This window comes from Arthrobacter sp. TS-15, assembly GCF_006964045.1.
In the GTDB taxonomy this organism is placed as follows: Bacteria; Actinomycetota; Actinomycetes; order Actinomycetales; family Micrococcaceae; genus Arthrobacter.
In genome coordinates this window covers 118,586-132,365 of record NZ_SDXQ01000041.1, presented here as the reverse complement: position 1 = coordinate 132,365, position 13,780 = coordinate 118,586, and the positions used below count along the sequence as shown (strand labels likewise).

The 13,780-nt window shown below is 63.1% G+C and carries 12 protein-coding genes and 1 pseudogene; 6 read left to right on the top strand and 7 right to left on the bottom strand.

The window, feature by feature from the left end; genetic code table 11:
• The 4 genes and pseudogenes from EU811_RS17405 to xerD form a co-directional block, all read left to right on the top strand.
• Nucleotides 1-404 (top strand): annotated as a pseudogene (locus tag EU811_RS17405) (DNA repair protein RecN); the annotation flags it as partial.
• A gap of 148 nt (nucleotides 405-552) precedes the next feature.
• Nucleotides 553-2,298 carry a CTP synthase gene (locus EU811_RS17400; protein WP_142939573.1) on the top strand — a complete coding sequence of 582 codons (1,746 nt, stop codon included), beginning with the start codon at nucleotides 553-555 and terminating at the stop codon, nucleotides 2,296-2,298.
• A 27-nt stretch (nucleotides 2,299-2,325) separates the two neighbouring features.
• Complete coding sequence (locus EU811_RS17395) at nucleotides 2,326-2,988, top strand: NUDIX domain-containing protein (RefSeq protein ID WP_142939572.1); 663 nt, start codon at nucleotides 2,326-2,328, stop codon at nucleotides 2,986-2,988.
• 2 nt (nucleotides 2,989-2,990) lie between these two features.
• On the top strand, nucleotides 2,991-3,950 hold the full coding sequence (gene xerD / locus EU811_RS17390; RefSeq protein WP_142939571.1) for a site-specific tyrosine recombinase XerD: 960 nt from the start codon (nucleotides 2,991-2,993) through the stop codon (nucleotides 3,948-3,950).
• Nucleotides 3,951-3,956: 6 nt separating this feature from the next.
• Here the strand turns inward: xerD and EU811_RS17385 are convergent, their stop codons facing one another.
• Nucleotides 3,957-4,715 (bottom strand): hypothetical protein, encoded by a 759-nt coding sequence (locus tag EU811_RS17385; protein ID WP_142939570.1) that lies wholly within the window; start codon nucleotides 4,713-4,715, stop codon nucleotides 3,957-3,959.
• 56 nt (nucleotides 4,716-4,771) lie between these two features.
• On the opposite strand from EU811_RS17385, the gene EU811_RS17380 reads away from it, so the two are divergent.
• Complete coding sequence (locus tag EU811_RS17380) at nucleotides 4,772-5,269, top strand: 8-oxo-dGTP diphosphatase (RefSeq protein WP_142939569.1); 498 nt, start codon at nucleotides 4,772-4,774, stop codon at nucleotides 5,267-5,269.
• Nucleotides 5,270-5,354: 85 nt separating this feature from the next.
• Here the strand turns inward: EU811_RS17380 and EU811_RS17375 are convergent, their stop codons facing one another.
• From EU811_RS17375 to EU811_RS17350, 6 genes are all read right to left on the bottom strand, one after another.
• The gene (locus tag EU811_RS17375; RefSeq protein WP_142939568.1) at nucleotides 5,355-6,494 is read right to left on the bottom strand and encodes a bifunctional 2-methylcitrate synthase/citrate synthase; all 1,140 of its coding nucleotides are present in this window, start codon (nucleotides 6,492-6,494) and stop codon (nucleotides 5,355-5,357) included.
• Nucleotides 6,495-6,570: 76 nt separating this feature from the next.
• On the bottom strand, nucleotides 6,571-7,476 hold the full coding sequence (gene prpB, locus EU811_RS17370; RefSeq protein ID WP_142939567.1) for a methylisocitrate lyase: 906 nt from the start codon (nucleotides 7,474-7,476) through the stop codon (nucleotides 6,571-6,573).
• A complete protein-coding gene (locus EU811_RS17365; protein WP_142939566.1) occupies nucleotides 7,477-8,997 on the bottom strand; it encodes an MmgE/PrpD family protein in 1,521 nt (506 codons plus the stop codon).
• Nucleotides 8,998-9,020: 23 nt separating this feature from the next.
• A complete protein-coding gene (locus tag EU811_RS17360; protein ID WP_142939565.1) occupies nucleotides 9,021-9,662 on the bottom strand; it encodes a GntR family transcriptional regulator in 642 nt (213 codons plus the stop codon).
• A gap of 75 nt (nucleotides 9,663-9,737) precedes the next feature.
• On the bottom strand, nucleotides 9,738-10,451 hold the full coding sequence (locus tag EU811_RS17355; protein WP_142939564.1) for a response regulator: 714 nt from the start codon (nucleotides 10,449-10,451) through the stop codon (nucleotides 9,738-9,740).
• On the bottom strand, nucleotides 10,448-12,094 hold the full coding sequence (locus tag EU811_RS17350; protein WP_142939563.1) for a sensor histidine kinase: 1,647 nt from the start codon (nucleotides 12,092-12,094) through the stop codon (nucleotides 10,448-10,450). The genes EU811_RS17355 and EU811_RS17350 overlap by 4 nt, the downstream gene beginning before the upstream one ends.
• Before the next feature lie 138 nt (nucleotides 12,095-12,232).
• Between EU811_RS17350 and EU811_RS17345 the strand changes: the two genes are divergently transcribed.
• Nucleotides 12,233-13,579, top strand: a complete 1,347-nt coding sequence (locus EU811_RS17345) for a cation:dicarboxylate symporter family transporter (protein WP_142939562.1) — start codon at nucleotides 12,233-12,235, stop codon at nucleotides 13,577-13,579.
• Nucleotides 13,580-13,780: the final 201 nt, after the last annotated feature.

Sequence of the window (13,780 nt, the reverse complement as noted above, 5' to 3'; positions counted from 1 at the left end):
TGTCCAGGGTCATGTTGGCCATTGAGGTAGTGCTCGCCGCAGTGGATCCCGTCCCGACGTTCGTCTTCGATGAGGTGGACGCCGGGGTGGGTGGGCGGGCCGCCGTCGAAATTGGACGCAGGCTGGCGATGCTCGCCCGGCACGTCCAGGTGCTGGTGGTGACCCATCTGCCGCAGGTGGCTGCCTTCGCGGATCAACATATCCGCGTGACCAAAACGTCCGTGCGCGGCGCTGACGGGAAGACCACCACCGGCTTCACCTCCAGCGACGTGCAGCTTCTCAGCGACGATGAGCGGGTCAAGGAGCTTGCCCGCATGCTGGCCGGCCAGGAGGATTCCGAGAGTGCGCAGGCGCATGCCCAGGAACTGCTGGATGACGCAAAGCTTTTACCGCAGCGCGCCTAGTGTCTTTGGGGGAGTGCGGGTGTTTTGGTGGAGTGCGACCACCATCACATCGGTGCACTTAATCCCGCCCGGGTCTTGCTTGGACCGCGGTGGTGAGCAACTATTGACCATTTGGGGAATCCGAACGGACGCTTGGAAGGCGTAATTGATGATAAGCTCGAATTCCGTGGTGCAGCGATCAAATTCCCGTGTAAATTCCCGGTTCCCGGGCTCGTCCAAGACGACCAAACACATCTTCGTCACCGGTGGTGTGGCGTCCTCGCTCGGTAAGGGTCTGACGGCTTCAAGCCTCGGTCACCTGCTGCGGGCACGTGGTTTGTCTGTAACTATGCAGAAGCTCGATCCTTATCTGAATGTGGATCCGGGCACGATGAACCCCTTCCAGCACGGCGAAGTATTCGTGACCGATGACGGCGCCGAAACTGACCTCGATATTGGTCACTACGAGCGCTTCCTCGACGAAAACCTCGAAGGTTCGGCCAACGTCACAACGGGCCAGATCTACTCCACCGTTATCGCCAAGGAACGTCGTGGCGAATACCTCGGGGACACCGTTCAGGTCATTCCCCACATCACCGATGAAATCAAGCGCCGCATGCGCCTGCCTGCTGAAGGCAAGAACGCTCCGGACGTCATCATCACCGAAATCGGTGGCACCGTGGGCGACATCGAGTCGCAGCCCTTCCTTGAGTCCGCGCGCCAGGTCCGTCAGGATGTGGGCCGCAACAACGTCTTCTTCCTTCACGTTTCGCTGGTCCCGTACATCGGTCCTTCCCAGGAACTGAAGACCAAGCCCACGCAGCACTCCGTGGCAGCCCTTCGCTCCATTGGCATCCAGCCTGAAGCAATCGTGATCCGCTCGGACCGCGAAGTGCCCGAAGCCATGCGCGAGAAGATCGGCCGCATGTGCGACGTCGACATCGACGCCGTGGTCAACGCCGCTGACGCACCCAGCATCTATGACATCCCCAAGACCCTGCACTCCCAGGGCCTGGACTCCTACATCGTCCGTGCGCTGGATCTGCCGTTCAAGGACGTTGACTGGAGCAAGTGGGACAAGCTGCTTGAAGCTGTTCACAACCCCAAGCACGAGGTCGAGGTAGCCCTGGTGGGCAAGTACATCGACCTTCCGGACGCCTACCTCTCGGTCACCGAGGCACTCCGCGCCGGCGGTTTCGCCAACGAAGCCAAGGTCAAGATCCGCTGGGTCCCGTCGGACGAGTGTGAAACTTTGGCAGGGGCAACCAAGTCCCTGGCTGGCGTGGACGCAATCTGCGTTCCCGGTGGCTTTGGTATCCGCGGCCTTGAAGGCAAGCTTGGCGCTCTGAAGTTCGCTCGCGAAACCAAGCTCCCGGTCCTGGGCCTTTGCCTGGGCCTGCAGTGCATGGTGATCGAGTACGCCCGCAACGTGGTCGGCCTTGAAGGGGCTTCCTCCAGCGAGTTCGAGCCGGATTCGAAGTACCCGGTTATCGCCACCATGGAAGAACAGCTGGACATCGTGGACGGCAAGGGAGACCTCGGCGGCACCATGCGTCTGGGCCTCTACGAAGCCAAGCTTGACGAGGGCTCGGTCATTGCCGAGACCTACGGCACCACCACTGTCAGCGAACGCCACCGCCACCGCTACGAGGTCAACAACAAGTACCGCGACCAGATCGCTGCCGAGGGCCTGGTGTTCTCCGGTACTTCCCCTGACGGCAAGCTCGTGGAATATGTGGAGCTTCCCCGCGAAGTCCACCCGTACTACGTGGCAACGCAGGCGCACCCGGAGCTCAGCTCCCGCCCCACGCGCCCGCACCCGCTGTTCGCAGGTTTGGTCAAGGCTGCTTTGGAGCGTCGTGAAGGTGCCCCCGTGGCCACCAAGACCGGCGCCCGCACAGTAGCTGCCAAGTAAACGCAAGTACTAACGAAGGACGGCGCGATGCCCGGCATTTCTGAAACCCCCCGCACATCAAGGCAGGTTTCGGACATGCCGAGCCCGCGCCGTCTTTTGTCTACCAGCAAGGTGTACGAAGGGCGCATTTGGGACGTGGTCAGCGACTCGTTCCAACTGAGTGACGGCACGGACACCCTGGTTCGTGACTACATCGACCACCCGGGTGCGGTTGCGGTGCTGCCCATGAACGTGGACGGCGAAATCCTGTTGCTGAAGCAGTACCGTCATCCGGTGGGCATGGATTTGTGGGAGATCCCCGCTGGCCTGCTGGACGTCGAGGGCGAGGACTTTGTGGTGGGTGCGGCCCGGGAGCTGGCTGAGGAAGCTGATCTGGTTGCCGCTACCTGGAACGTCCTTGTGGACTTCTTCAACTCCCCGGGCTCATCCAGCGAGGCTGTCCGCATCTACTTGGCACGCGGCCTCAGCGATGTCGCCTTGGCGGACCGGCACGTCCGGACCGATGAAGAAGCTGAAATTGAACTCCATTGGGTGCCGCTTGAAGACGCCGTGAAGGCAGTGATGGACGGCCGTCTGCACAATCCCTCAGCCGTGTTGGGGATTCTGGCTGCCGCTGCCGCAAAGGCCGATGGCTTCACCAGCCTTCGCCCCGCCAACGCGCCCTGGCCGGCTCACCCGAGCCAGCGCTGAGCATGGCCGAGGCCGCCACTCGAACCGCAAATGGCGTTGACCGTGCGGTAACTGACTATCTGCAGCACGTCGGCGTGGAACGCGGTTTGGCGGCCAATACCTTGTCCGCCTACCGCAGGGACTTGTCCCGGTATTCGAACTTTCTGGCAGCCCAAGGTGTAGATCAGCCGGGAAACATCACCCGGCATCATGTGACGGCTTTCGTCCAGGCGTTGTCCGACGGTTCCGATGGCGGCGCGGTACTGGGCGTCCGCTCCGCCGCGCGGACAGTGGTGGCCGTCCGTGGGCTCCATAAGTTTTGGGCGCTGGAAGGAACCACGACGGCGGACCCCGCCAGCGATGTCCACCCGCCCATGCCAGGCAAACGGCTTCCCAAAGCCATCAGTGTTGGCGAAGTGACGCGCATCCTGGAAGCTGCCGGCTCGGATAGCGCCACTGGCCTCCGGGACCGTGCCCTGCTTGAGTTCCTGTACTCCACAGGGGCCCGCATCAGCGAGGCCGTGGGACTGGACGTCGATGACGTCTCCCTCGAAGACACCGGTGGCGACCCCGCAATTGTGCGGCTGTTCGGCAAGGGGTCCAAGGAGCGTCTGGTGCCTCTGGGCTCCTACGGTGCCCGCGCCGTCGGGGCCTATGTTGTCCGCGGCAGGCCGCTCCTGGCGTCCAAGGGCAAAGGCACTCCCGCGCTGTTCCTCAATGCCCGGGGTGGCCGGATCAGCCGGCAGAGTGCTTGGACGATCCTGAAGACGGCGGCCGAGAAGGCCAACATCACCAAGGATGTTTCGCCGCACACTTTGCGCCATTCCTTTGCCACCCACCTGTTGGAAGGTGGAGCAGATGTCAGGGTGGTGCAGGAGCTCCTGGGACACGCATCAGTAACCACAACACAGGTCTATACATTGGTCACCGCGGATACATTGCGCGAGGTCTACGCCGCCGCGCATCCCAGGGCGTTGGGCTGAACGGGGCTATTCGAGCACGTTGAGCGTCAGCTCCACTGCGTCCACGAACAATGCCAGCAGCGACGTCCCCAAGCCAGCTACGAGCAACAGCCCGGGGTGTGCAAGCCCCACCACCACCCGCTTGAGCCGCGGGCGTCCACGGAGGAACTTCTTTGGTACGCGTGTCTTCTGCGGTACCTGCCGCCAACCCCGCAACCGCCGCAGGAACCATGCGCAGCGGATAATGAAGGCCATCCAAAGGACGGAGAGGACCAGTGGAACTGCGGCCAGCATGAGGTTGAACCCCAGGGCGGTGACTTCCTTCTCGGAATCGCCAATGACAGTCTGCACGGTGGTGGAGATGGAGGCACTCATCACCACGGAGGCTGCCCACACCATGAACGCTGCCACCAAGGCAAGGAACCGGACGAAGAAGTGGCCGAGGACTGTTGCATCCACGGCCCGGAGATGGCTGCGGGGCGTGGCGTGCAGCACCACCAGCGTGGAGATCAGGGTAGGAAGCGCGGCCACGAGTACCAGCAGGTACCAAGTCCATCCGGCCAGGTCCACCACCTCGTCCAGGACGATCAGCCCTGCCCACACCACGGTCCACGCCCAGCCTGCATAAAGGGGGTGTGCCACCAGCCATCGGGGCAACCACGTGTCCCGTTCCGGTTTGGCTTTGGGAGCTCTTTCTGCGGGCCCTGCAGCGTTGTCGGACGGCGGTTCTGCAACGTCGTCGACGGCGGCCACCTTGGTTGGCCGGTTACCCCCACCTTCTGTCATGGGCTCACTGTAGCAATGGCGGCAGTGGCAGGGGAGATCAGGTTAAGGTAGGCAGCATGACTGCAGCCCATGTGACCTTGTGCTTCCTCCTCCGCGACGGCGCGGACGGCGAGCATGTCCTGCTCGGAACCAAGAAGACAGGTTTCGGCAGGGGCAAGGTAGTGGGGGTGGGCGGCCACGTGGAGCTGGGGGAAACCGCCTCGCAGGCTGCGTGCCGGGAGGTCATGGAGGAAATCAACGTGGTGGTCACGGCGAAGGACCTGATTCCGGCGGGCACTGTGGACTTTGTTTTCCCGGCAAGGCCGGAGTGGAACATGGCCACCACTGTGTTCTTGACCCGCGAGTGGGAGGGCGAGCCGTCCGAAAGCGACGAGATTGCCCCCGCATGGTTCCCCGTGGCGGAACTTCCCGTGGACAGGATGTGGGCCGACGCCGAGCATTGGCTGCCGGCGATGATCGCCGGCCGGCGCATCGCCGTGCGGGTGGCTCTGGCGGCCGATAACGAGAATGTGGCTGACGTCCGAACCCTTGAGTGGGTGGACCCTCAGCTGTAGCAGGAGCGAGTGAAGAACGACGCCGGGCCGGTCGCCTTTCGGTGACCGGCCCGGCGTCGTGCTTCTTGCTTAAGAACCGGAAGCGTTACGGAACGTGCCGCTCTTCGGGCCCGTTGTATTCGCTGAGCGGGCGGATCAGGGAGTTGGACGCTACCTGTTCCATGACGTGTGCTGTCCAGCCGGTGATGCGGCTTGCGACGAACAGCGGCGTGAAAGTCTGGGTGTCGAAGCCCATGAGGTGGTAGGTGGGTCCGGCCGGGTAGTCGAGGTTGGGCTTGATGGCCTTGGCTTCGTCCATGGCCTGCTCGAGTCCGTTGTAGAGGCCCAGGAGTTCGGGTCGCCCGTAGTGGGCGATCATCTTGTCCAGTGCGGCTTTCATGGTGGGCACGCGGGAGTCGCCGTGCTTGTAGACGCGGTGTCCGAAGCCCATGACCTTCTTCTTCTGGGCCAGGGCGTCTTCCATCCAGGCACGGGCGCGGGTGGCGGCTTCTTCGAGGGATTCTTCGCTGCGGATGCCAATCTCATCGAACGTGTGCATCACGGCTTCGTTGGCTCCACCGTGCAGGGGACCCTTCAAAGCGCCGATCGCGGCGGTGACAGCGGAGTGCAGGTCCGAGAGGGTGGAGGTGACCACTCGGGCGGTAAAGGTGGAGGCGTTGAAGGAGTGTTCCGCGTACAGGATCATGGAGACGTTGAACGCCTCCACCACTTCCGGTACCTGCTCTTCGCCGAAGGTCATCCAGAGGAAGTTTGCCGAGTAGTCCAGGTCCTCGCGAGGTTCAACCACATCCTGGCCGCGGCGGCGGCGTTGATCGTAGGCTACGACGGCGGGCATGGCAGCCCAAAGGTCGATTGCCTTCTTCATGTTCGCCTCGGGTGAGGAATCTTCTGCCAGTTGGTGCCGGGCACCGAGCACCGACGCGGCCGTGCGGCAAACGTCCATGGGGTGGGCGGTGGTGGGTAACGCGTCCACTACCGTCTTGACCACGGGGTCAAGGGCACGGCCCGCACGTTCCCGGGCAGTGAATTCCGCCAGTTCTGTTTCGTTGGGCAGTTCGCCGTTCCACAGCAGGTAGGCCACTTCTTCGAAGCTGCATTTGGCGGCCAGTTCCTGGACCGGGTACCCGCGGTAGAGCAGCGAGTTGGTCTCCGGGTTGACCTTCGAGACGGCGGTGTAGTCCACCACGACGCCGGCCAGGCCCTTTTTGATGTCTTCAGCTGTCATGCTGAACTCCTTCGTTCATAATGCAAGCGGTCCGGAAGCCCCGGACTGCCTGCTTTCCCCTGAATGAATCCCGGTCCTAGCGAATGCCGGGAACCTGGAAGTTGAAAACGCCGGTATCGAACTGGTTGTATGCCTCGTAGTCCACGAGTTCGTAGAGGCGTGCACGTGTGAGCATGTTGTCCACGTGCGCTTCCTGGGTCCCCGCAGCCTTGATCGATTCCAGAGTACGCTCTGCAGCGCCCATGGCAATGCGCAGGAGGGTAACGGGGTAGATGACCATGTTCACTCCCACCCCTTGGAGCTGGTCCACGGTGAAGAGGTCGCTTTTGCCGAACTCTGTCATGTTGGCCAGGATGGGCACGTCCACGGCGTCGCGGATGGCTTGAAACTCGCTCAGATCACGCATGGCTTCGGGGAAGATCGCGTCGGCACCTGCGTCCACGAGAGCTCGTGCGCGGTCTTGCGCGGACTGAATTCCCTCGACGGCCCGGATGTCGGTGCGGGCCATGATGAGGAAATTCGGGTCGCGGCGGGCGTCTGCTGCGGCTCGGATGCGTTTGGTGGCGGTGTCGATGTCCACCACGTTTTTGCCGTCCAGGTGGCCGCAGCGTTTCGGGTTGAACTGGTCCTCGATGTGGCAGCCGGCAAGGCCCGCGTTTTCGAGTTCCTGAATGGTCCGGGCCACGTTCATGGGTTCACCGAATCCGGTGTCCGCGTCCACCAGGGAGGGCAGGTCCGTCATGCGGGCGATCTGCCCGGCCCTTGTTGCTACTTCGGTGAGGGTGGTGAGGCCGATGTCGGGCAGGCCGAGGTCGTTGGCCAGGACGGCGCCGGAGATGTAGACGCCGGCGAAGCCTTTTTCCTCGATCAGCCGTGCAGAGAGCGGGTTGAACGCGCCCGGGAACTGCTGCACGGTCCCGGAGGCCAGCAGCTCGCGCAGCTTTACGCGTTTCTGTTCGGGGGTGACTTTGGAGTACAGCATTTAGAACAGTCCCTTGGGTGCAGCATTGAGGTCGATCACGCCGGGTGCTGCGGTGATGTTGAGCTGGTCCAGTTCGCCTTCGCCCAGTTCGGTGACGCGTTCGACGGCGGTGAGGAACCTTTCAATTTCGGCTTCCTCCACCAAACCAGCAGCGAGGGTGCGGAACTTGTTGATGTATTGCTCGCGGGCGTACGGCCGGGCGCCGAGCGGGTGGGCATCAGCCACGGCGATCTCGTCGGTAATCACTGTGCCGTCGTTGAGGGTGATCTCCACGGAACCGCCGAAGGCCTTCTCCGCGATGTCCAGTGAGTGGTAGCGGCGGGTCCATTCCGGGTCTTCTACGGTGGTGACTTTGTGCCAGAGTTCCACGGTGTCCGGGCGGGCGGCGCGTTCGGGGGCGTAGGAGTCCACGTGGTGCCATGCGCCGTCCTGCAGGGCCACAGTGAAGATGTAGGGGATGGAGTGGTCCAGGGTTTCGCGGGATGCGGTGGGGGAGTACTTCTGGGGATCGTTCGCTCCGGAACCGATCACGTAGTGCGTGTGGTGGCTGGTCTTGATCAGCACGGAGGCTACGTTGGCCGGGTCCGTGGTTTCCGGGTGCTCGCGGTTGAGCTTGCGGGCGAGGTCGATCCAGGCCTGGGCCTGGTACTCGGCCGAGTGTTCCTTGGTGTAGGTGTCCAGGATGGCGCGCTTGGCTTCGCCGGGCAGGGGCAGGGGTACTTCGTAGGAGGCGTCGGGGCCGTCGAGCATCCAGGCGATCACGCCGTCTTCGCCTTCGTAGATGGGCACAGGGGAGGTCTGGCCGCGCATGGAGCGGTCCACGGCTTCGACCGCCATCTTGCCCGCGAAAGCCGGGGCGTGGGCCTTCCAGGTGGAGATTTCGCCCTTGCGGGACTGTCGGGTGGCGGTGGTGGTGTGGAGGGCCTGGCCCACGGACTGGAAGATAGTCTCCACGTCCAAACCCAGCAACGTGCCGATGCCTGCCGCGGCGGAGGGGCCGAGGTGGGCTACGTGGTCGATCTTGTGTTTGTGCAGGCAGATGGCTTTGACCAGGTTCACCTGGATTTCGTAGCCGGTGGCGATGGCACGGACCAAGTCGGCGCCGTTGGAGCCCACGTGCTGGGCGACGGCCAGGATCGGGGGGATGTTATCTCCCGGGTGGGAGTAGTCCGCGGCCAGGAACGTGTCGTGGTAATCGAGTTCGCGGACGGCTACGCCGTTGGCCCAGGCGGCCCATTCCGGGGAGACCTGATCGCTGATGCCGAAGACGTGCGCGCCCTTGCCATTGGCCGAGGGTGCGTGGGTCAGCGCCTGCGCGCGGGCGGCAACAATGGGGCCACGGTTCAACGACGCGATGGCCACCGAGGCGTTGTCGATGATCCGGTTGATCACCATGTCGGTGACCTCCGGGGTGACGTCAACGGGGTCTGCGGCGACCACGGCGATCTTGTGCGCCAACTGCTCCTCGCGCGGGAGGTTCTCTTCGCTCTTGTAGACGCGGACGTGGTGGTTCTTAACCATGGTGCTCCTTCTGGTGGGACGTTCTACCGGGCCGTGTGGGTGGCTTTGACGTGGGTGAGGCTGCGGTGCAGGTGGACTGTGGTGGCCGCTTCTGCCAACCGGGGGTTGCCCGCGGCGATGGCTTCGGCGATTGCGGCGTGTTCCGCGGCTGCCGCGTGGAGCCTGGCGGTGTCGTCGGCGGCCAGACGCCGGACCCGCACCAAATGGACACGCAGGCTCCGCATGGCGTTCGCCAAGTACGAATTGGAGATTGCAGCATCTATCGCGTCGTCCAGGCGGCTCACCAGGGCGTAGTACTCGTGCCGCGCTGGATCGTCGTCGCGCAGCAGCTCAGGGGCCAGCAGCAGTTGGGAGTGCAGCTCGGCGAACACGCCCGGCTCGCCGCGTTCGGCAGCAAGGGCAGCGGCTCTCACTTCAAGCGTTTCGCGTAACTCGAACAGTTCGTCGATGCTCTCCAGCGAGATATCGGTGACGACGACGCCGCGGCCGCCTGCCGCCGTCGTCAATCCTTCTGCGGTGAGCCGGCTCAGCGCCTCCCGGACCGGCGTGCGGGACACGCCCAAGCGTTCGGACTGCTCCACCTCCGCGAGGACCGTGCCTGGTTGGAGGCGCCACTCAATGATGTCTTCACGGAGGGCCGAGTAAGCCCGATCACTGGCGCGCATGACCTCAGTGTATACACAGGACTAGCTAGGAGTCATCAAAACCGCGAAATTCAGCAAATTTGTATACATCCGTGGCTAGGCGTGGTTCCAGCCGTACTCGTTCTCCGGCCGGCCGGGAGTGCCATACCGGGGCGCCCGGGTGACCGTTCCGGCGTCGGCCAAGTACTCCAGATAGCGCCGGGCGGTCACCCGGGACATGCCCAGCGCGTCCATCACTTCGCTCGCGGACACGGGCCGATGTCCCGCGCGCACCAAGTCCTTCACTGCCTCCAAGGTGGACCCGGACAGGCCCTTGGGCAGCGGTAGTTCGGTGGGAGCGCGAAGGCTCGCAAACGCTTGGTCTACGTCGCTCTGCGAGGCTCCTGCTTTGGAAATCCCGGACATGGAGCCTGCCAACTGTTCACGGAACGTCCGGTAGCTGCGGAGTTTGTCGGCGAACGTGGCGTAGGTGAAGGGCTTGATGAGGTACTGCACGACGCCGATGGACACGGCGCTGCGCACGATGTTCAGTTCCCGGACGGCAGTGATGGCGATGATGTCCGCAAAGACTCCCGCGGAACGCATCCGGCGGGCGACGTCCAATCCGTGCAGATCCGGGAGGTTCATGTCCAACAGGACCAAATCCACGGGGGAGCCGGAGGCTGCGAATTCGCCCAGGATGCGCAAGGCCGACTGCCCGTCCGGCGCCGTACCCACCAAGGTGAAGCCGTCCAGGCGGCCAATATAGACAGAGTGGGCGTCCGAGGCAATTGGCTCGTCTTCCACCACCAGGACGCGGATGTCTGTCATGCCTTCTCTTCCTCGGGAACCGGCGCGGGGAGCAGAACATGGAACTGTGCTCCGCCGGGATTGCTGATGGTCATCGTACCGTTGAGTCGGTCCACGGCTTGGCGAACCAACGCCAGGCCGACTCCCCGGCCATGAGCGCCGCGAGGGTTCTCTCCCGGGGACTTCGTGCTGAAACCGTACTGCAGGACGTCATCAATGGAGTCCGGATCGATTCCTCTGCCCGAGTCCCGCACCGAGAATTCGACGGCGGACGGCCCGGCTTGGACGTCCAGCTCCACCTTCCGGGGGAAATCGCCGGCAGCGGCAGCGTCAATCGCATTGTCCAGCAGGTTCCCCAAGATGGTCACCAGGTCCTGAATTTCCAGGCCCCGGACGCCGGAACTCCCCGATGTCCGCACCACCAAGTCCACCCCGCGTTCGTGGGCTTCGGCAGCCTTGCCCATCACCAGCGCGCTCATGACGGGTTCGTCCACGGAGGCCACCATGTCATCCGTGAGTTGCTGGCTGAGTTCAAGGTCCTTGGTGGCAAAGTCCAGGGCCTGGGGCGTGCGGCCCAACTCCAGGAGTGAAACGATCATGTGAAGGCGGTTTGCATGCTCATGCGTCTGGGCTCTCAGGGCATCAGAGAGCGTCTTCATGGTTTGCAGTTCGGTGCCCAGGGATTCGATTTCGGTACGGTCGCGGATGGTGGCCACCGTGCCGTAGATGGCGGGTTTCTGTCGGCTGCGCTCAGGCAATGGCCCTACTGCAGGGGCCTGGTTGACCACCAAAATCCGCGAACCCGTGAGATGGATTTCGTCGTGAGCTGGCCTCCCCGACTCGAACAGCGCTCGCAGGCTGCCGTCGAAGGGAAGATCAGCGAGTTTCGGGGCGTCGTCGGGGGACCGGTCGGCGTCTGAAGGTTCCAATCCGAGAAGTTCCGCGGCCTGGTCGTTGTACATCACAGCCTTGCCGTGAGTGTCGATCAATATCACGCCTTCGCGAACCGAGTGCAGGACCGATTCGTAATAGGCGAAGAGTTGCGCCAGCTGTTCCGGGCCCCACCCCCGGGTGACGGAGCGCAAGTAGCGGCCCAACAGCCATGAGGCCACCGATCCGAAGAACAGGACCACTAAAGCGATGATGCCAATCACGCCCAATCTCTCAGCGACGTCTGTGTCCACGGTGCGGACCGTCACCCCGGCAGCCACCAGAGCCTTGACGTTGCCTTCGGGATCCAGGACGGGAGCAATGGTTCGGACCGACGGCCCCAACGTTCCTGCGGTCACTTCGGTGAAGGTTTCACCCCGCAAGGCAGGCTCGATGGTCCCAATGTAGGGCTTGCCAAGCTCCTCTGTTCGGGGATGCGTCCAACGGGTCCGGTCGGGAGCCATGATGGTGATGAAGTCGGCGTCGGCATGATCCATGACCTCCAACGCGTAGGGCTGCAGGACCGCTGAGGGATCTGCCGTTGAGGCCGCCTCCACCACCAGGGGATTGTCGGCCAGGGAGGCGGCGATGGCGAGCATCCTGCCGCCGGCCTCGTCGTAAGCCCTGTCCCTGGCTTCCACCACCGAGAACGCGCCGAATACAGCCGTCAGCACCAGGACGAACAACAAATTCGCCACGAACAAACGGCGGGCGATGCTCCAGCTGTGAAACACGAGGGCCTCCCATGACCAATATGACCGCAACGGTGATGTGTGTCACCAACGGCTCAATGATGGATATCACACAAGGGCAGCGGATTGGACATCAGTGCAGGACCGCAGCGCCTTACACAGTATCCAAAGGAGAATCCCATGACCTCTCAACGAGGAGAGTCGGCAGTAGCTGCCAAAACTGGACGCAAGGGGCTCGACAAGTCGCATTACTTGTACATCGCGGTCATCCTGGCCGTAGTGCTCGGCGCCGTCGTCGGCCTGGTGTTCCCTGAAGTTGGAAAGTCCCTCAAGCCCCTCGGGGATGGCTTTATCAAGCTCATCAAAATGATGATCGCTCCGGTCATCTTCTGCACCATCGTCCTGGGCATCGGTTCCATCGCCAAGGCGGCCACCGTCGGCAAGGTGGGCGGTCTTGCACTGGGCTACTTCGTGGCGATGTCCACCTTCGCCCTGGCCATCGGCCTGGTAGTCGGAAACCTCATCCACCCCGGTGAGGGACTCAAGCTGACCCCCTACGATCCCACCAAGAAGGCCGACACCAACAGCACGGTGGACTTCCTCCTGGGTATCATCCCCGGTGACATTCCGGTCCTGCCCACCCTGCTTGCGGCGATTCTGGTCGGTTTCGCCCTGCAGAAGATGGGCAAGCAGGGAGCTCCCATCCTCGCCGCCATCGGGCACGGACAGCGCCTCGTCTTCCGTATCCTCATCATGATCATGTGGCTGGCTCCGGTTGGCGCATTCGGTGCCATCGCCGCCGTCGTTGGTGCCACCGGCGCCCAGGCGATCCTCAGCATGTTCACCCTGATGGTGGCCTTCTACATCACCTGCGCACTGTTCATTGTGGTCATTCTCGGAACGCTGCTCCGCGCAGTGGCCGGCGTCAACATCTTCAAGCTCATGAAGTACCTGGGCCGCGAGTACCTGCTGATTTTCTCCACCTCTTCCTCCGAAGCAGCCCTGCCCCGCCTGATCGCCAAGATGGAGCACCTGGGTGTCTCCAAGCCGGTTGTCGGCGTCACGGTGCCCACCGGTTACTCCTTCAACCTTGATGGCACGGCAATCTACCTGACCATGGCCTCCTTGTTCGTTGCCAACGCCATGGGAACTCCTCTTGATCTTGGCGCCCAGGTCTCCCTTCTGGTCTTCATGATCATCGCTTCCAAGGGCGCTGCAGGCGTCACCGGTGCCGGGCTCGCAACCCTGGCCGCTGGCCTCCAGGCACACAAGCCGGAGCTTTTGGGAGGCGTGGGCATGATCGTAGGAATCGACCGCTTCATGTCCGAGGCCCGCGCACTGACCAACTTCACCGGCAACGCAGTTGCCACGGTCCTGATCGGCACCTGGGTGAAGGAAATCGACAACGGGCAGGTAGAGCGTGTCCTCTCCGGCAGCGAACCCTTCGACGAGCAGACCATGATCGCCCACGGCGGCGAAGAAGAGGCAGCTCCCGAAGCTGAGAACCGCGAGAAGGTTACGGTCTAAGCGGACAGCCACCAAACGCGATGCAGTCAGGCGAAGGCCGGCACCCCACCAGGTGCCGGCCTTTGCTGTTTCCCCTGAGCGACCGATGTTGCTCCTCAACCTTCGACCTCAACCAGAGGGTCAAGGCTCAAGAATCGGCCAAAGTCAAGTTCCCCGAATTACCGTGTCGGGCGCTGTAGCCTAAAGGGGTAGCAGCGCTGT